Source organism: Streptomyces viridosporus (genome assembly GCF_002078235.1).
GTDB lineage: Bacteria > Actinomycetota > Actinomycetes > Streptomycetales > Streptomycetaceae > Streptomyces > Streptomyces viridosporus.
In genome coordinates this window covers 1-16957 of the sequence record NZ_MSGP01000180.1, presented here as the reverse complement: position 1 = coordinate 16957, position 16957 = coordinate 1, and the positions used below count along the sequence as shown (strand labels likewise).

At 71.3% G+C, this 16957-nt stretch carries 14 protein-coding genes; 10 read left to right on the top strand and 4 right to left on the bottom strand.

Annotated elements, in window-relative coordinates:
* The first annotated feature begins 189 nt into the window (after window positions 1-189).
* Window positions 190-1686, top strand: a complete 1497-nt coding sequence (locus B7L92_RS13725) for a hypothetical protein (protein ID WP_081237683.1) — start codon at window positions 190-192, stop codon at window positions 1684-1686.
* An 11-nt stretch (window positions 1687-1697) separates the two neighbouring features.
* Here the strand turns inward: B7L92_RS13725 and B7L92_RS13720 are convergent, their stop codons facing one another.
* Window positions 1698-2477, bottom strand: coding sequence for a DUF6008 family protein (locus B7L92_RS13720; RefSeq protein WP_255310937.1), 780 nt, complete (start codon window positions 2475-2477; stop codon window positions 1698-1700).
* Between the two features lie 808 nt (window positions 2478-3285).
* On the opposite strand from B7L92_RS13720, the gene B7L92_RS13715 reads away from it, so the two are divergent.
* Complete coding sequence (locus B7L92_RS13715; RefSeq protein WP_081237682.1) at window positions 3286-3945, top strand: hypothetical protein; 660 nt, start codon at window positions 3286-3288, stop codon at window positions 3943-3945.
* 2 nt (window positions 3946-3947) lie between these two features.
* Window positions 3948-4490 carry a hypothetical protein gene (locus B7L92_RS13710; RefSeq protein ID WP_081237681.1) on the top strand — a complete coding sequence of 181 codons (543 nt, stop codon included), beginning with the start codon at window positions 3948-3950 and terminating at the stop codon, window positions 4488-4490.
* 561 nt (window positions 4491-5051) lie between these two features.
* Here the strand turns inward: B7L92_RS13710 and B7L92_RS13700 are convergent.
* Entirely contained in the window at window positions 5052-6161 is a 1110-nt protein-coding gene (locus B7L92_RS13700; protein WP_081237680.1) for a hypothetical protein, read from the bottom strand.
* Between the two features lie 375 nt (window positions 6162-6536).
* Between B7L92_RS13700 and B7L92_RS13695 the strand changes: the two genes are divergently transcribed.
* Together B7L92_RS13695 and B7L92_RS13690 are read left to right on the top strand one after the other, a co-directional pair.
* Complete coding sequence (locus B7L92_RS13695; protein ID WP_081237679.1) at window positions 6537-7700, top strand: ParA family protein; 1164 nt, start codon at window positions 6537-6539, stop codon at window positions 7698-7700.
* Window positions 7697-8809 (top strand): ParB/RepB/Spo0J family partition protein, encoded by a 1113-nt coding sequence (locus B7L92_RS13690; protein ID WP_081237678.1) that lies wholly within the window; start codon window positions 7697-7699, stop codon window positions 8807-8809. The genes B7L92_RS13695 and B7L92_RS13690 overlap by 4 nt, the downstream gene beginning before the upstream one ends.
* Before the next feature lie 196 nt (window positions 8810-9005).
* Here B7L92_RS13690 and B7L92_RS13685 read toward each other — a convergent pair whose 3' ends face one another.
* Window positions 9006-10880 carry a glycoside hydrolase family 5 protein gene (locus B7L92_RS13685; RefSeq protein WP_174703959.1) on the bottom strand — a complete coding sequence of 625 codons (1875 nt, stop codon included), beginning with the start codon at window positions 10878-10880 and terminating at the stop codon, window positions 9006-9008.
* A 234-nt stretch (window positions 10881-11114) separates the two neighbouring features.
* The gene (locus tag B7L92_RS13680) at window positions 11115-11567 is read right to left on the bottom strand and encodes a DUF6223 family protein (protein WP_081237676.1); all 453 of its coding nucleotides are present in this window, start codon (window positions 11565-11567) and stop codon (window positions 11115-11117) included.
* Between the two features lie 229 nt (window positions 11568-11796).
* Here B7L92_RS13680 and B7L92_RS13675 point away from each other — a divergent pair, with 229 nt between their 5' ends.
* From B7L92_RS13675 to B7L92_RS13650, 5 genes are all read left to right on the top strand, one after another.
* Window positions 11797-12924: a sensor histidine kinase gene (locus tag B7L92_RS13675; protein WP_081237675.1), complete on the top strand. Its 1128-nt coding sequence runs from the start codon at window positions 11797-11799 to the stop codon at window positions 12922-12924.
* Window positions 12921-13583, top strand: a complete 663-nt coding sequence (locus B7L92_RS13670; protein ID WP_081237674.1) for a response regulator — start codon at window positions 12921-12923, stop codon at window positions 13581-13583. Before B7L92_RS13675 ends, B7L92_RS13670 begins: the two co-directional genes overlap by 4 nt.
* A 586-nt stretch (window positions 13584-14169) precedes the next feature.
* Entirely contained in the window at window positions 14170-14814 is a 645-nt protein-coding gene (locus B7L92_RS13665; RefSeq protein WP_081237673.1) for a CBS domain-containing protein, read from the top strand.
* A 686-nt stretch (window positions 14815-15500) separates the two neighbouring features.
* A complete protein-coding gene (locus tag B7L92_RS13655) occupies window positions 15501-16379 on the top strand; it encodes a CPBP family intramembrane glutamic endopeptidase (RefSeq protein ID WP_081237671.1) in 879 nt (292 codons plus the stop codon).
* A 28-nt stretch (window positions 16380-16407) separates the two neighbouring features.
* On the top strand, window positions 16408-16957 hold a 550-nt coding region (locus B7L92_RS13650; RefSeq protein WP_438363992.1), incomplete at its 3' end, for a DUF7134 domain-containing protein.

The following is a 16957-nucleotide window of genomic DNA, read 5'->3' as shown; positions in this document are numbered from 1 at the left end:
GCCCCCTCACCAGGAGACGCTTTCATCATGGAGCAAAGCTCCGCCCTTGGCCAGCCTTTCCCGTCCTCATCCGCGCCCACGCGCCCTTTTGGGCAACTTTCCGCACCAGGCGGCCCCGGCCGGCCCCCGGTGTCCGGCGGCGCCCTGCCGCCCCCCGGCACGCACGTGCGGCAGCGGGTCAAGGTTCCCATGCGGCTGGTGGAGTCGCCCCACTACTCGGACGCCGCTCTCAGCGTCTACGTGAAAGTCAAGGCGCTGGCACAGCGACCCGAAGGATGCACCGCCGGAATCGCCACGCTCGCCTCGTACCTGCGGCTGTCCGAGTCGACCGTGCAGCGCGGCCTGGCCCAGCTCCGCGTGGCCGGTCACGACGGCATCGTGGAGTTACCGGAGAGCCGGCGCAGATCCCTCCCGGGCGGATACGGAACGACGGCCCGGAGAAGGGTCAGGCCGATGGCTCCGACGGAACGATTCGTCTGGCTGCCGGTGACCGCCAGCGAGTGTCTCCGCCCGCGCCTGCTGCGGGCCTTCGCCGTGATCACCCACGCCGTCGCCCAGAAGCACCCGCTGACCTCCCGCGTGCTCGCCGAGGTCCTCCGCCACCACTCGGGACGCCGGGCCGGTCTGCCGCTCACCACGGGCGCCGTCACCCGTATCGTCGACGAACTCGACGCGTCGGGCTGGATCACCGTCCACCACCGGGCCGGCGAGCACGGACGGCACCTGTTCAAGGTCCACGACGGCCGTTCCGTCCCCGGCCGCGCGAGCCGCGCGAAGGGAATGACGGTGTCCACCGCCTTCCTTGATGACCGATCAGGTGTCCGGGCTGATGAAGGATCGCTCGCGTACAAGGAAGACCGGAGAACTGACCGACCCGATGACGAGGCCGCCCCCATCTCACCCGCCGTAGGCGAAAGACCGGTGGAGAGCGAAAGACAGGTGGATGAGGAGGCATCCGTTTCGGTCACCCCGCGGCCGGCGCCGGGCCGCGGCGGTCTCGCGCTGCGCGCGGAGGGCGCAGAACCCTCCCCCGCCCGCACCGGTGGCGGCCGGACGGGCCGTCCCTACACGGGCCCGCACCTGACCTTCAGTCCCCGGCTCCACGCGGTGCTGGAACCCGTGCGCTTCCTGCTCGAGCACGTGAACACCTATGTGCAACGGCGCCTGGGGCGGGAGGTCGCCCGGCAACTCGATGACGGCATGAGTGTCGAACGCCTGCACAGCCGCCTCACGCAGCGGCTCGCCGGGACCGCCGTCGAGGACATCCGCGATCCCGGACGCTGGCTGCTGGGTGTGGCGCTGCCCCGCTGGGGCTGCGCCGACCCAGACTGCGAGACGGGCACCCTCTGGTCGTCCGGCAGGCGCTGCCGCGCCTGCCGGGAGGCGGCGGCGGACCGACGCGTCCCGCCGCGGAACGAGGAGCTCGCCCCCGCCCCGCCCCCGTCTCCGCAGGCCCCGCCGAGCCGTGCCGGCGATGACCGGCAGCACCGCCCCCGGCGCGGCGAACGGCATCCGGGCCTCCCGGCCCGGACACCATCGGAGGCGGCGGGACCCGTCGTGGTGGACCGCTGCCGCGGCCGGGGCGGAACCTGCTCCCGAACGGCCCCCTACGGCCTGTGCTGGCGGTGCCGTGTGGAGGCCGCGGGCACGTCGTCGGCAGCTTCCGGACCGGCACGGACAAAGTGACTACGACGTCGTCACTGCCTCGTTGCCGCTGTCGTCGACCGCTCCCCGCCGACCAGAACGGGCTCTCGCGGCACGTCCCCGAGGTTTCCCTCACCGGGGAGCGGCAGGACATCGCCGTCCGCCTCCGGGTGGTAGGCCGCCCTGACGCTGCGCTTCTCCTTCCACAGGTGGAAGATCGCGAGCCCCAGGATGGCCGTCCCGACGAGGTTGGCGACGAAGTGCCACCAGACCCGGTACGTGGTCAGCGCGACGCCCGGTTCGATCGCGCCGAACCAGGTGGACAGACCGATGGCCCGACTGGCTCCCAGCGCCACGGACAGGGTCAGGACGAGGTGCTCCACGCCGTGGATGCCCTGCATCCACACACCCATCCGGGCCCACTTCCGCGCTTTCAATTGGCTGCTGACCCTCCGGGTGATCTGCATGATGCCGACCAGACCGGCGAGGAAGATGAGGTTGCCCGTGAGGTGGAGCAGTTCCATCCCCAGCGACGGCTTGGTCGTGTCGACCTGACCCATTCCCCTGGCGAAACTGTTCGCCCAGGGAGTCATCCATGCTTCGGAGTACGGGTTGGCTATCCAGTAGATCGCTTGTGCGATGTGCTCCTGGAAGTGGCCGATCTGCCCGACGACTCCCACACCGATCAGCGCCACCGCCGTCCGGTACAGCCATGGCCGTACCGGCCCTCGGTTCGCGTAGGCGAGCACGGCTACTGCCGCCCACATCACCACGGTCAGTCCGATGAAGAGCACGGCGCCCGCGGTGTCCACGGCGGACACGGAGCTACCCATGTCATGCATTCCAGGTTTGTGATCCACGAGCGCTCCTTCGGTGGCTCCGGATACGGACGGCACGCACGACCGGCTGTGCCGACCAGCACGCTAGGAACGCACGCTCAGGGTTCACCACTTCAAAGATGCGGACTTGCCGATGCCCCGGAGCCGACAGAGGACGGAAGGAGATCACCCCTGCCTGCTGCCGGATGTCGTGGCGCACTCCCCGAGCGCGGAGGGTCCCTTCCGTTGCTGCCTGCCCGGGAAGGTGATGCCGCGGGTGACAAGCGGACCGCTCAGCACCCCACGGCCGAGAGGGAGGGCTCCACGGAGACCACAACCCCGGTGCTCCTCGACGCGAACGGTGTGCGCCACGACGATACGGGTGCGCGTCGAGGAGTGCCGGGGGCAGCGGGGTCCAGGGGCCGGCGAAGGCCCCTGGTACCACCGGCCTTCACCAGCGTCGTTGATGACGTCCCGCACATGACTCCGGGCATCCGCCCCATGGCCGTCACCGAGACGGTCCCGCACTTATAGATAATAGAGCGGGTTGCATCACCGCAGGTCAGAGGGGCTGACAAGGCCTCAGAACATGACTCCCACGTCATTTTCGGCTTGAGAAAGTTGCCACTGAAGTCAAGGTGCCCCGTATCCATTGCGACCTATCTGCGCAATCCCGCGACAGGTGTCAGAATGGTCGCGAACATGACTCCCAGGTCATGTTCGACACGCTCAACGCGCAGATAGGTCGCGTCGTTGCTATCTATATGCGCAATCACTACTGTGCTCCGCGTCTAGGTTTCGATCTTGAGGAGCGCGTAGGGCCATGCCAGCACAGCCTCAACAAGGGGATCCTCGCCGGGTCCCCGGCTCGTCCCCACCCCGGGCACCGAGCCCCCGCAGCCCGTATGCCGGAACGCTCGGTCCGAGGAAGAACCTCGTCGAGCTGCCCGTCGGCCACAGCGCAGAGGTCAAGCCCCCGGTCACCGCAGGTGACTTCGTCGGCAAGTACTTCGCCCAGGACAGCCTGGAGTTCCTGCGCTGGGCCGCCAGGTACTTCAGGGACGACAACGTGACCCTGTGCGTACTGCTCTACATGATGGGAAGTCAGGAAGTCGGAGGCGCGGTCGAGCTCAAGCAGACCGAGATCGCCGCCGAGCTGGAGATGGATCCCGCCCAGGTGTCGCGGGCCCAGTCCAAGCTGAAGAAGCTGGGGCTGGCCTATTCTCCGAAGAAGGGGTCGATCCAGCTCCAGCCCGCGGTGACCCTCCGCGGGGGCTACCGAGTGGTGGAGAAACCCGTCCGCGGGGCGGTTGCCAAGAGAGTCAAGGTCCAGGTGGAACAGCTGAGCCTGCTCAACGAGCTCGTGCTCGACCCCGACGTTCCAGAAGAATTCAGGGGCATGGCCCTTCCGGGTGCGAAACTGCCCCGGCCGTCGGCAAGGACGCGCAAGCGTAAGCGCACGGAGAAGAAGCCGGAGGAGTGAGGATGAGGACTGCAGCGTCTGCGAACCCGGAGCCGCCGGAGCTGACGTACGGCACCTTCAACGGCTTCGCGTACATGCCCGCGATGCCGGGCATCGCCTACCGGGTGCTTTTCCGGCTCCTGGGGACCCAGGAGCCGGGAGGGCGTTGCCTGGTCACCGAGGAGGAGCTGGCCGAAGCCCTGGACGTGCACCGCTCCATGGTCGGACGGGGCCTGCAGGCCCTGATCCTGGCCAAGCTGGTGTTCCGCCAGGCCAAGGGCATCTACTTCCTCAACCCGATGATCAGCGGCGCGCGCAGCGTCACCGAGCACCTGGAGGCCATCGGGGCGCTCGATCCCGCGGACCGTCTCGACGTCGACGACTACCAGGAACGGTACGACGCCGCCGTCGCCCAGGCCGAGCAGGAGAAGAAGGAGAAGCGCCTGGGCCGCAGGAGTTCGCCCGGCCGCCCGAAGCCGCCCAGGACCGCCGACGAGGGGACCGCGGAGGTGCTGAGCCTCTCGACGGCCCGCGACCGCTCGCGGCGGAGGCCGTCCCGCCCGTGACACGACCGGCACAACATTGAGGCCCCCGCCGAAGCGGGGGCCTCAATGTGTCTAGGTTTCGGAGGACAGCTTACCGTCTCACTCGTACCGGCACCACAGAAGATCCTGACGCCGACGTCATGCTGGTGCCTCCGAGCCGAACGGCCGACACCGTGGCGCCTGCCGCGTAACGACTCCGTTCCTGCCGGACGGACTTCGCAGAGCAGCCTTTGACGTGCCCGGAGGCGGCTTCGCGTCGGCCACGGCTCGCTCGAGACGAGAAGGCTCCAGCACTTATCACGGCGTGATAATCCGGCCCCGGCATCACTCAGCAGCCTTTCTTGCCCCTCTGCCCCTCGGCCTAGGGGAACGGCAGCAGAAGTTCACCGCCCCGAGAGGCGCCGCTGTTCGGCGCTGTCCGATCGCGCGCCCCATCTGGAATTCGCGACCGAGCAGCCTGTCCTGTACCAGGCCGTGTTCGTCCTGCTCACCGACTTGAAGTTCGCGAGCGCGGAGACACCGCCCCCGCCACGAGCCGCTTTCGACGAGTTCGTCGACTGCTTCCGCCTGAACGCCGAGCCGCTAGAAGAGGCCGGCGCGCAGGTACGGCGTGAGGTTCTCGAGGATCTCGCGCAGCCACGGGCTGCGGGCGGCCGGCAGTCGGACCAGGGTGTGCCGGAACACTTCCGGGTCGGCCCGGAACAGGTAAGGGGAGCGCGGCGCGGGCGGGTCGTCGCGGAGGACGTCGTCGGGCATGACGCCCGACGCGGGGGCGGGCAGGTGCGGTTCGGGGAAGGCCAGCTGCAGCCACACTCCGAACGGCAGCGGCACCAGGTAGGCCGGGGTGGCCCCGGCCGGGGCCCAGCTCTCCCCCGTCTGCGGGTGAACCGGTACCAGGAGAATGTCGACGTCGGCGTTCGTGTCGGGCGCGTGCCGTCCCGGTCCGACCAGGGCGGCACGTCGTGCCGGCGGGCCCGCGGGCAGCAGAGTGTCGAGGGCTCGTCGGAAGACCTCCGCGGTCAGGCCGTCCGGGACGGTCACGGGCCGGCCCGCCGAGGCCGCCAGCAGGTGGGCGAGTGCCCGGCCGGCCGCCGCCTCCCACTGCGGGCTCCATGACCAGTAGTGGTCCAACCCCAGCCGCCCTCCCCACGTGGCGATCGGCTCGAACGGAGGCGTGCTCTTCCCTTCCTCCATCAGCTCCGCCCAGGAAAGTGGTGCGGTCTCGGCACCGTCGACGCGGTGGCGGCGCACGGCGTCGGGGGCGAGCCACACCGCCTGCCAGAGCGAACAGTCGTCGATCCTGGTCGCCACGGGCAGACCGCATGCCTCGCAGGCCATGTTGGGGCCGTCGGACCCGTCGAGGCCGCAGCAGGAGCCGCTGTGTTCCTCCGGGAGCAGCAGGGTGCCGCGAGTGTCTCCGGGGGCGATGACGACCGCGCCGGATGCGCCGTAGGACAGGGCGTGGACCGGCGCGTGGATGCCACGGGCCGCCGCCTCGTCCGGATCGATCTCCTCACCCTTCCGCCACGGCGGCCCCCAGGGCTCCGGTTCCACGGCGAACGTGCCCGGCTCCATGAGCACCGGAAGCTGAATCCCGTTCCCGTACTTCTGGTGGGCGTGGACCGGCAGGGCGACCTGGGACAGCGGAGCGGTCAGCTCGGCACCGCACCCCGCGCACACGAAGACGAACAAATATCCTCCGTTGGGAAACGGGGGCATCGTCGCAGCTCGGCAGCGGCCGACCAACGTGTTTTTCCGTCCGCCCAGAGGGCGGGAGCACCACCACGACGTGGAGCGTCAGCGCCGGTGGTGAGGACCGAAGTGCCGACGCCGGCGTGTGGCGCGGGATCGCTGGGGCACCGGCCATGAACCATGGGCTGCTGTCCATGGGCTGACTCCATGTCCCCTTCATGCACGGGGCGCCGGAGTCCGTTCTCACGGGCGCAGCCGTGCCGGGCGGCAACTATCACGGCGTGATAACCCGGGGAGGACGCCCATCGGGTGAAACTGCGTCAGAACTTGCAAAGCGGGTGTCGTTATGCCTTCTGAAGTCAGTATGCTGACGTCATGGCTTCCCCTTACCCTGACGGAGACCGGGAAAAGGTAGCGTCCAAGCTGCCCTCGGCGCTCCAACAAGCACTCAAGGTCCGCGCCGCCGAACTCAGCCTGGACATCCAGGACGCCGTCGAGGCGGCCATCAACGACTGGCGCGGCGGCACGGGCGGTGGCACGGAAGTGGACACCGCCGGTGCGAGGTCGTTCTCCACGTGGCTTCCGCCCGGGCTGTACGAGCAGTTCAAGGAGACCTGTACCGACCGCGGCGTCTCCTACACCCAGGGCCTAGCCCAGTCGATCCGTGACTGGCTCGACGCGAACCCCTCCCCCCAGCACGGCGCCCGCGGCACCGATCCCGAACGGAAGATCGTCGGCAACCAGAAGGGCGGCGTCGGCAAGACCGCCATCTCCGCCGGCATCGGCGAGGCCTACGCCGAGGCGGGCAAGCGCGTCCTCGTCGTCGACTTCGACCCCCAGGGGCACCTCAGCGAACAGCTCGGAGTCCCCCAGATCGAACCCAACCACGACAGCCTGGTCTCCCACATGTGCGGTGAGGGCGGGGGAGACCTGCGCGACCTCGTCGTGGTGATAGACGATCCGCGGTTCGAGAAGCGCCTGCACGTCCTGCCCGCCTGCTTCGACGGTTTCCTCCTCGACGCGAAGATCGCCGTCGTGGCGACGCAGAAGCGCGGCTTCCAGAAGGAGGCCGCGCTCGAGCTGGCCCTGCGCCCCCTGGAAGCCGACTACGACGTCATCATCGTCGACTGCCCGCCCAGCCTCGGCATCGCCATGGACGCCGCCCTCTACTACGGGCGCCGACGCCGTGGTGAGGCCGCCGGCGTCTCCGGGGTCATCATCCCCGTACTCGCCGAGGACTCCTCCGCCACCGCCTACGGCATGCTCGCCCAGCAGATCGAGGACCTCTGCGAGGACCTCTCCCTCGAGATCGACTACCTCGGCCTGGTCGTCAACCTGTACGACTCCCGCCGCGGTTACGTCGCCACCTCGTCCCTGGAGAACTGGAAGTCGCTCGGCGACCCGAAGGTCCTCGCCGTCATCGGCGATCTGAAGGAACAGCGCGAAGCGGTCCGCAAGCGGATGCCGCTGCTGACCTACGCGCCCCACAGTGACCAGGCGGAAGCCATGCGGCAGGTAGCGAGGGGAGCCACCCGTTGAGCAAGGCAGACACCCTGGGAGCGGCACCCGCGTTCGGCGCGGCCCGCGGCGCCCGGTCCTCCCGACGGAACCTCATCGACAAGACCATCGCCGGCGAGGAGGCGACCGCGGCGGCCATCACCGAGCTGCCGGTCACCCTCATCAGCGACAACCCCGACAACCCGCGCAACCACCTGCGCAACCTCGACGAGACGGTGCAGTCCGTCCGCGAGGTCGGCATCATCATCCCCATCGCCGTGGCCACGGTCGACGCCTACCTGCGCAACCGGCCGGACCGCGCCGACGACCTCGACGACGGAGCGCAGTACATCGTCGTCGACGGCCACCGCCGCCTCGAGGCCGCTCGCCGCGTGGGCATGGCCACCATCCCGGTCCGCGTCGACAACGGACGGGTCGCCACCGACGAGTCCCTCCTCGAGGCCGCGTTCGTCGCGAACTACCACCGCGACGACATGACGGACCTGGAGGAGGCCCACGCCCTCAAGACCCTGGTCGACTACTACGGCTCCCAGACCAAGGCGGCCAAACGGCTGGGCATCCCGCAGAACACCATCTCCAGCAAGCTGTCCCTGCTGAAGCTCACCCCCGAGCTCCAGAAGGACCTGGTGACCGGGGTGCGGAAGGTGGAGCACGTCCGCAACCTCGGCAAGCTGTCCCCCGAGGAGCAGAAGGCCAAGGCGGACGAACGGGCGGAAGCGGCCCGCAGGAAGGCGGAGGCCCGGCCGCAGGAGGTCGTCGAGCGTTCGGCGGGCCCCGCCGACTATCACGGCGTGATAATCCCGGAGGCGCCTGCCGTCCCGGCCGCTCCGCCGGCCCCTCCGGTCAGGCCCAGCACGGTGCCGCCGTCCGCCGAGCGCGAGCAGATCCCCGAGTCCATCCCGGAACCGCGCGCCGGCGCAGGGCAGTCCGGGGCGGCGAACGCGGAAGCGGCGCAGCCCAAGCAGCCGAAGCGGCTCCCCTACGACGACGCCTTCTACTGCGTGCGTCATCTCCACCAGAAGATGGAGCCCGGGACGTTCGTCCAGGGAGCCCGGGTGTGGATGGACATCCTGCGGGAGCAGTACCCGGACGAGTACAAGGCCCTGCTGACCGAGCTGGCGGCCCGGTAGCGGAGCCGCCCACCGGCCCCGCCCCTGCCTTTCCGGTGAGGGCGGGGCCGGTGGCCGGGCACTGACGCGTCGATCCCGGGGGCGACCTCGCCTCCGCCGGACGGCACGGTGCCGGTCGCCTCCCGCTTCGGGTCGTCCGACCGAACTCCGAGCACTCCGGAGTCCCCGCCGAACCCGGAACGATCAACGATGCACGTCAGTCGAGCTTGCGGCAGTACAGGGCGTCGGGGGTTCGTGAGGAGCCGATGCGGCCGGTGTAGGCGATACCGGCGGCGTATTCGTCGTCCGCGCACTGGCCCTTGTAGTGGCCGGTCGCGAAGTCGCCGCCCTTGGGCAGGGTGCCCCGGTTGTCGCTCCGGTCGAACCAGACCGTACGGCCGCTCGTGGCGGTGATCGCGCCGGGTGAGGCCTTCGCGCACAGGGCGGCCGAGACAGCGGCCCCGCGCACGCTGTAGCCGGTGAGGAAGCGGCCCTCGGGGCACTGGAGTTTGGTGTAACCGGATGCCCAGTCACGGCCCGGCGTGACGTGCCGCTCGTCCTTGACCACTTCGTGTCCACCCTGCGGGTCCCCCAGAGGGCCCGCACTCACGTCGGAGCACAGGCCACGGTTGCCGGTGTGGCTCAGGCCCACGAGGCGCTGCCCGTCGGGGCAGGCGGCCTTGCGCGCGCCCGGGTCCCAGTCGGGCAACGCGCGCATCCGCAGTGAGGCGACGAAGTCGCCGTGGTCGGGGCTGAGCATCGACCAGTCGGCCACGGGGGCGACGTGTCCGGTGCGGCCGGTGGCCCCGACGAGTCGCCTCCACGCGCCGGCTCGCCAGTCGTCGCCGTCGTAGAGCCCCATGCGGCGGCCTGCGGCGTCCCAGTGCAGCAGGGCCCAGCCGTTGCCTCGTCGGTTGTCGTGCCAGCCCACGAGCGGCCAGTAAGCGAAGTCGGCGTCGGTGCGGATCAGATGGTCGACGAAGTTCTCGAACCAGGCGCGCTGGGCGGCACCCGTTTCCTCACGGCCGCCGACACCGAACTCGCTGATCCAGACGGGGGCGGTGAAGTGCCGGTCCGGTTCGGCGGCGGCGAAGAAGGCCTGGCGGTTCAGCACGTCGATCAGTTCGGCGGGGGAGAGGTCCTGGTAGCGGGGGTCGGAGGTTTCGCCGATCCCGGTCGCGCCGCTGTGGTTCGGGCCGGTGTAGCCGTAGAAGTGGGCGGAGTACACGAGCTTGCCGGAGGCGACGAGGGTGTGCGAGAGGCGGCGTACGGGCTCGAGGGTGGGGCGTCCGTGCGCGAAGCCGTCGACCGGGATGCCGGTCCAGTTGATGCCCTCGACGATGATGAGGAGGTCGCTGTCGGCCTCCGTCAGGATGCGGTCGCCGACGCGCTGGGAGGCGGCGAACCAGTCGTGGTGGTCGCCCAGGCCCCAGTTGGGGTCGTCCCAGACGGTGCGGCGGACCTCGTTGTAGAGGTCCGCGCCCACGACGCGATCGTTGTTCCGGTAGCGGCGGGCCATGAACAGCCAGTCGTTCTCCCAGGTCTCGGTGGACTGGCTCGCGTTCCACCGTTCGTTGCCGTCGACCCCGCAGCACCAGCGGGTCGTGTTGGTGTGGTTGTTGAGGATCACCGCGAGGCCCGAGTCGGTGAGTTCACGCACGACGGCGTCGTAGACCTGCAGGGGTGTCTTCCCCTTGAGGGCGGGGTTGGCGGCGACGGCGCCGTCCGTGACGGGGCGGGGGTCGTGGATCATTTCGTTGGAGAAGGGCAGACGGATGCTGTTGATCCCGATCTCCCGGAAACCGGCGATGATCTCGGCCATGGGGGCGCGGTCGAGGCCGAGCGGTATCCGGTGGGAGTTCTCCCCCGCGTGGTGGTTGCGGTCCTCTTCCGCGCTGCCGGTGCCGTTCCACGTGCCGCTGGCCCCGTGCCAGTTGCCGGAGCGCAGTTGGAATCGGTCACCGTCCGCGTCGACGATCCAGCGGCCCCTCGTGCTGAGCGGCGCCGTCCAGTCGGCGGCGGACGCGGCCTGCGCACGGGCGGTGCTCGGGGGTGGGAACGCGACCGCGGGAACGGGCACCGACAGCACCATCAGGACGATGAGCGACAGAACCCTCGTGCTCCATGAACCGCGCACGGTCACCACCCCGGCCGCTGCCTCCACTTGTCATGACAGCGCCATGGTGGGGCATGACGGCGGTGTGGTCCAGACCTGGAACCCGGTGGTGCCGTGGCCGACGCGCTCCCCGCCGACACGTCCGGCCGAGCTCCGCACCGAACGCCCTCTCGCACGGAACCGCGTGATCACGCGGACGCCCCTGGCCGGTCACCGGCCGGGGACGTCCCGGGCGCGGCGTGGGCCGGTGCGGCGGGAGCGGGCCAGCGCCAGCCCGCCGAGGGCGGTGCCGATCAGCCCGACCAGGAGGGCCACGTAGGCCCCGCCCAGCCCGTTGCCGGTGCCGAGACCACCGTCGGCGGTGGCCGCGACCAACCCGCCGAGGGTCATGCCGATCAGCCCCGCCCCCATGGCCGTCATGGCGCCGAGTGATCCGTTGGCGGTGCCCAGACGACCGGCCGGGCGGGCCAGCGCCAGTCCGGCGACGACCACGCCGGCCAGCCCCAACAGGGCGCCCGTGGCGGCCCCGAGTCGCCCGAGGCCGAAGTCGTAGGCACCGGCGGCGACCGGCTGGAGCGAGGGGTGCGCGGCCGCCGGTGCGGCGAACGCGATGCCTCCGAGCAGGGCGGCCGCGGCGGCGGCAAGCAGGCGACGGGCAGACATGGAGGACTCCTTTTCTCCCGGTGAATCTCCCTGTGACCAGGTGCTGTTCGAGCATGTCCGCCGGACCGCTCCGGGTCGTCCGGCGGGCGCGGACACTTCGCCCTGCCGCCGACGCCGCATGCGGCTACCGCCGAGGGCGCAGGAAGCGCGGAAGTACCGCGTGTGCGGTAGCCGGCCACTCGTCCGCGAGGGGGAGTTGCCCGCGGAGGCGGCCAGCTAGGGTGCGCGCATGAGTGCGGGCGAGCCCGGTGTCCGAGTCGGTGCCGGGGACTGGGGGATCGCTGTCGGCGTGGCGGCGGCACTGCTGATCACCGGCCTGTCCGGGCAGCGTTCCGCCACGAACCTCGAGGTGCTCGGGTACGTGCTGCTGACGGCCGGCGGGCTGGCGCTGGCTGTGCGCCGCAGAGCCCCGGTCGCCGTGCTGGGCGTCACCGGGCTGTGCGCGGTGGGCCACCAGGCGGTCGGTCTCGACGTGCCCGCCGTCGCGTACCTGTTCGCGGTGTACGCGGCCGTGCGGGCGGGGCACCGCACCGTCACGGTGGCGGCGAGCGTGGCCGTGCTGGCCCTGCTCCCGCTCGCCGCCCTGGTCTCGGGCCTGCACGACACGGGCGAAGCGTTCGCGCGGGCCCGAGGCGCCCTCGAGATCGCCTGGCTGATCGCGGCCGGCGCCGCGGGGGAGGCGCTGCGGCAGGCCGAGCGGCGGGCGGACGAGGCCGAGCGCACCCGGGAGGAGACCGCGCGGCGCCGTGCCGACGAGGAGCGGCTGCACATCGCGCGGGAGCTGCACGATGCGCTCACCCACCAGATCTCGGTGATCAAGGTGCAGGCCGAAGTCGCCGTCCACGTGGCGCGCAAGCGCGGCGAACAGGTGCCGGAGACCCTGCTGGCGATCCAGGAGGCCGGGCGGGAGGCGAGCCGGGAGCTGCGCGCGACCCTCCAGGCGCTGCGCGACGACGACACGGCCCCGCCGCGCGGACTCGACGACGTCCCGGAACTGGTGAAGCGGGCTCGCGACCTCGGCCTGGAGGCGACGCTGACGATCGAGGGACAGCGGCACGACGTGCCGGCCGCAGTGGGCCGGACCGTCTACCGGATCGTCCAGGAGTCGCTGACCAACATCACCCGCCACGCGGACGCCGCCACGGCGACGGTCCGGATCCACTGCCGCCCCGACGTCCTTGCGCTACGCATCGACGACGACGGCAGGGCCACACCGGCCGGTGCGCCGGAACCCGGCGTCGGACTGCTCGGGATGCGCGAACGCGTCACCGCCCTCGGCGGCCGGCTGAGGGCGGAACCGCGCGGCGGGGGCGGCTTCACCGTCCAGGCCGAACTCCCCCTGGAGCGAGCGTCGTGATCCGTGTCCTGCTGGTCGACGACCAGCCGCTCATCCGCAGCGGATTCCGCGCGCTCCTCGATCTGGAGGACGACATCGAGGTGGTGGCCGAGGCCGCCGACGGCAGCGAGGGCCTGGAACGCGCCCGGGAGCACCTGCCCGACGTCGCGCTCGTCGACATCCGGATGCCGGTCGTCGACGGCATCGAGGTGACCCGGCGCATCGCCGCGGACCCGGCCCTGACCGGGGTGCACGTCGTCATCCTCACCAACTACGGCCTGGACGAACACGTCTTCGACGCGCTGCGCGCCGGCGCCGCCGGGTTCCTGGTCAAGGACGTCGTACCGGAGGACTTCCTGCACGCCGTGCGCGTCGCCGCGCGGGGCGACGCCCTGCTCGCCCCCTCGATCACCCGCAAGCTGATCAACCGGTACGTCACCCAGCCGCCCCCCACCGGCACCGGCGCCGGGCTGGAAGAGCTGACCGGCCGCGAACGCGAGGCCGTCGCCCTGGTCGCGCAGGGCCTGTCCAACGACGAGATCGCGGACCGTATGGTGATCAGCCCGCTGACCGCGAAGACCCACGTCAACCGGGCCATGACCAAGCTGCGCGCCCGGGACCGCGCCCAACTCGTGGTCCTCGCCTACGAGTCCGGCCTGGTGACCCCACGCGGCTCTTGACCGCGCGACACGCACACCACACCCGTCGTGGGCGGCACACGATGGCCGCCCTGCTCGTCGCCCTGCTCGCCACCCGAGAAGCCGCCCGCCCCACGACCACCCGCCGCGTCACCGACGTCGTCCCCCCCGGACGTCTCCGGTGAGCATCGGCTGACCGTCACCGATCACCGGGTCCGCCGATCCGACGGTCGGCGGGCCCGGAACGTCAGGTCATCGATCCCAGCCGGTCCAGTTCGCTGCTGGAGGGGGCGCGGATGCGCGGCTGAAGCCCGCAGGTCCATGTCGCTGGGTGAGCGGTCAGGGGGTGACCTGATCACCCCCTCCGCAAGCGCAAGGGCCGGGCGCCCGGCGTCGCCGGCATCTACCGCGCGCTCGGCCGTCCTCCTGGCCGCCCTCCTGGCCATGGGGCCGCCGGTCCCCCCGCCCGGCCGAACGGCACTGGCCGCCGGAGCGGCGCGGTGCTGTCATGGGGAGGGAAGACGGCGTGGACGAGCCGGCCGGGGCGCGGAGGCCGGCGCGCCGGATGTGGTCCGCCCGGGCGGCCCGGCCGCGGCCGCCCCGTCGTACAGCGGAGGAGGCCGATGCCATGCTGCACCGCCGCACGGTCGGTGACGTGATGACCGGGGAGGTCGTCACCCTCCGCCCCGACACACCGTTGCAGGAGGTCGCCGCCCTGCTGGACGCGAACGACATCGTCGCGGCCCCGGTCGTCGACGAGGACGGCGCTCCCGTCGGCGTCGTGTCCGCCTCCGACGTGCTGCGGCACGAGACCGGCATGCCCGATCCGCAAGGTCAGGACGGGAGCGACGAGCGCTCCTGGGGCAAGGCCCGGGCGCGGACCGCGGGCGCGCTCATGAGCAGTCCCGTCTTCACCGCCCGCGCCGACTGGACGATCCCCCGGGCCGCGCGGGAACTCCGCAGGCGGCGCGTCAAGCAGTTGCCGGTGGTCGGCGACGACGGGCTCCTCACCGGCATCGTCACCCGCAGCGACCTGCTCGGCGCCTTCATCCGCTCCGACGCCGAGATCCGCGGCGAGGTCGAGCGGGACGTCCTGGGGGGCATCCTCGGCCTGGCCGAGGGCACCGTCGCGGTCGAGGTCCGGGACGGGGTCGTCACCCTTCGGGGGCGTGTCCCGGAACCGCGACTCGTCCCGGTGGTGGTGGGCCTCTGCCAGGGCGTCGACGGTGTCGCCGCCGTGGACGCCCACCTCACCGCCGCCCGGGCGGGCTGAGTGTTCTGCCAAGCCGGTACGGCCCGCCGATCGGACGAGCCGCGCCGACCGTGACGGAGCGCGGGGTCAGCCCCGCAACCCCCGGTCGTCACCGGTCCTCGTCTTCGTCGAGCAGCACCAGCGGCACGTCATCCGCCGGCCCCCAGCCCGGCGCGGGGCAAGCGCGCTGGGGGCGTCGCCCTCCCCGACACCGGCACCCGCGGCTCCGGCTTCTCGCTCGGTGGCCCCCTGCGTGGCGGCCATGCGGGCGAGGGCGTCCCGGAGGACCGGCACGTCCTCCCGGTCCACGACGGGAGCGTGGTCCGTGCCGGGGGAGCGGGGGCCGGGGGGCGGCGGAGGCACCCGGCGACCACCCGCCTCACCGGTGCGGACCGGCGGGCGCTCTTCCCCACTGTCCCCACTGTCCTAGACGCATGTGAACCCCTACGGCCGGTCGGAGCCGGACCTGCACTCCCACCTCGATCTCGCCGCCGCGGCGGCCATGGGTCCTGGCCCTCCTACGGCGCCCGGTCCTGTTCGTGCCTCGGCCGCGTCCCGTAGCGGAGCGGGCTGAGCGGGCGGGGGCAAGTGGCGCATCCCCCGTGAGAGCTACAGGAGCTGTCCATGCGCGGGTGATTCGCGGACGTCGGCGGCTTCCTAGCGTGGTCGTCAGGTCGCCGCAGGGGCGACCAGTACAGGGGGCCACCATGGGCACGACGTCCGCCACACAGCACGACACAGGCTCCGGCCTGGACAAGGACCGCGACGGACGCGGCGGCCGTTTCGGTCGGATCGCGCGTTCCCCGCTCGGCTGGATGCTGACGGGGATGGTCGGTGTCGGCCTGATCTCGGGCCTGACGGCGACCGGACCCGGCCCGGTACCGGTGCTGGGCGCGGCCGCCGCGGTGGCCGTGTACTGGTTGGTCATGCGCCGTGTCGCACGACGCTCCACGCCGGAGATCGCCCGGCTCGGGGCCGGCCGGGAGGCGCTGCTGGGCGGCGGGATCGGCCTGGGCTTCATCCTCGTCTCCGCCCTCCTGATCACGGCGTTCGGAGGCTACGCGTTCTCCTGGGCGGGCAACGGCTTCATGTCGGTCGTCTGGACCGCGGTCGTGGTGCAGATCGGCGCTGCGGTCACCGAGGAGTTGTTGTTCCGCGGTCTTGCCCTGCAGGCTCTTGAGCAGCTGTGGGGCAGCCGGGCCGCCATCGTGATCACCTCGCTGTTCTTCGGTGTCGCCCACCTGGGCGCTCCGGGAGCGAACGCATGGAGCGGAGTGGCGATCGCTCTGGAGGCGGGCGTCCTGCTCGGAGCCGCGTTCTTGTGGCGGCGTAACATCTGGTTCGTCGCAGGTCTGCACTTCGCCTGGAACACCACGGAGCAGTTGCTCGGTATCCCGGTCTCCGGACACGCCCCCGAGGGCCTGTTCACCGTTGACGTCCATGGCTCCGCCCTCCTGACCGGTGGCAGCTTCGGTCTGGAGGCATCGATCATGCCCGTCCTCATGGGCGTGGCCATCGCCGCCTCGATGCTCGTCCGCGCCCACCGGAACGGTGGCATCAAGGCCCGCCGACGCGCGTCCCGTTGAGACAGGCCAGTTGGAGGAAACTGAAGTGATGTCCCGTCAGGCGACTTGGAGCATTCCGCTGCTCCGGGCGTCGCTCGACCGGTGGCAGGAGCGGGACGCTCTCCTCAAGGACGGCATCCTCGCCCTGACGCTCAGCCTGCTGGCCTTCGTGCCGACCCTGTCCAACCTCGGTGCGCAGATCGGCGATCTGCCCGAGCGGCCGGCGGACGTGCTGGGCGTCGGGCTGGTCCTGGCCCAAGCCCTGCCGCTGGCGGTCCGCCGCAGGTGGCCCGCAGTCTGTCTGGCCGTCGTCGCGGGCGCGTTCGCCGTGCACCAGGCGCTGGGCTTCGCGACGACGTTCGCGAGTATGGGGCTGTATCTGGCCCTGTACTCCGCCGGGGCTCATCAGATCCGCTTCCGCCACGGTCTGGCCGTCGTGGCGAGTGTGAGCTACGCCGTGCTGGCCGTCGTCCTGGACCGCCTCGGCTCACCACAGGCGATTCCGGACTATCTCGCGTTCTGTCTGGCTCTGGTCGCGGTCTGGCTGGTGGGGAGCACGGTGCGCACACGGCGGACGGAGGAGGCGGAGCGGCGGCGGC

What these genes read in the sequence shown, in the direction of transcription:
- B7L92_RS13725 (WP_081237683.1), top strand. Translation starts at nt 190, where the DNA reads ATGCGGCTGGTGGAGTCGCCCCACTACTCGGACGCCGCTCTCAGCGTC.
- B7L92_RS13720 (WP_255310937.1), bottom strand. Translation starts at nt 2,477, where the DNA reads ATGGGTAGCTCCGTGTCCGCCGTGGACACCGCGGGCGCCGTGCTCTTC.
- B7L92_RS13715 (WP_081237682.1), top strand. Translation starts at nt 3,286, where the DNA reads ATGCCAGCACAGCCTCAACAAGGGGATCCTCGCCGGGTCCCCGGCTCG.
- B7L92_RS13710 (WP_081237681.1), top strand. Translation starts at nt 3,948, where the DNA reads ATGAGGACTGCAGCGTCTGCGAACCCGGAGCCGCCGGAGCTGACGTAC.
- B7L92_RS13695 (WP_081237679.1), top strand. Translation starts at nt 6,537, where the DNA reads ATGGCTTCCCCTTACCCTGACGGAGACCGGGAAAAGGTAGCGTCCAAG.
- B7L92_RS13685 (WP_174703959.1), bottom strand. Translation starts at nt 10,880, where the DNA reads ATGGTGCTGTCGGTGCCCGTTCCCGCGGTCGCGTTCCCACCCCCGAGC.
- B7L92_RS13680 (WP_081237676.1), bottom strand. Translation starts at nt 11,567, where the DNA reads ATGTCTGCCCGTCGCCTGCTTGCCGCCGCCGCGGCCGCCCTGCTCGGA.
- B7L92_RS13675 (WP_081237675.1), top strand. Translation starts at nt 11,797, where the DNA reads ATGAGTGCGGGCGAGCCCGGTGTCCGAGTCGGTGCCGGGGACTGGGGG.
- B7L92_RS13665 (WP_081237673.1), top strand. Translation starts at nt 14,170, where the DNA reads ATGCTGCACCGCCGCACGGTCGGTGACGTGATGACCGGGGAGGTCGTC.
- B7L92_RS13655 (WP_081237671.1), top strand. Translation starts at nt 15,501, where the DNA reads ATGGGCACGACGTCCGCCACACAGCACGACACAGGCTCCGGCCTGGAC.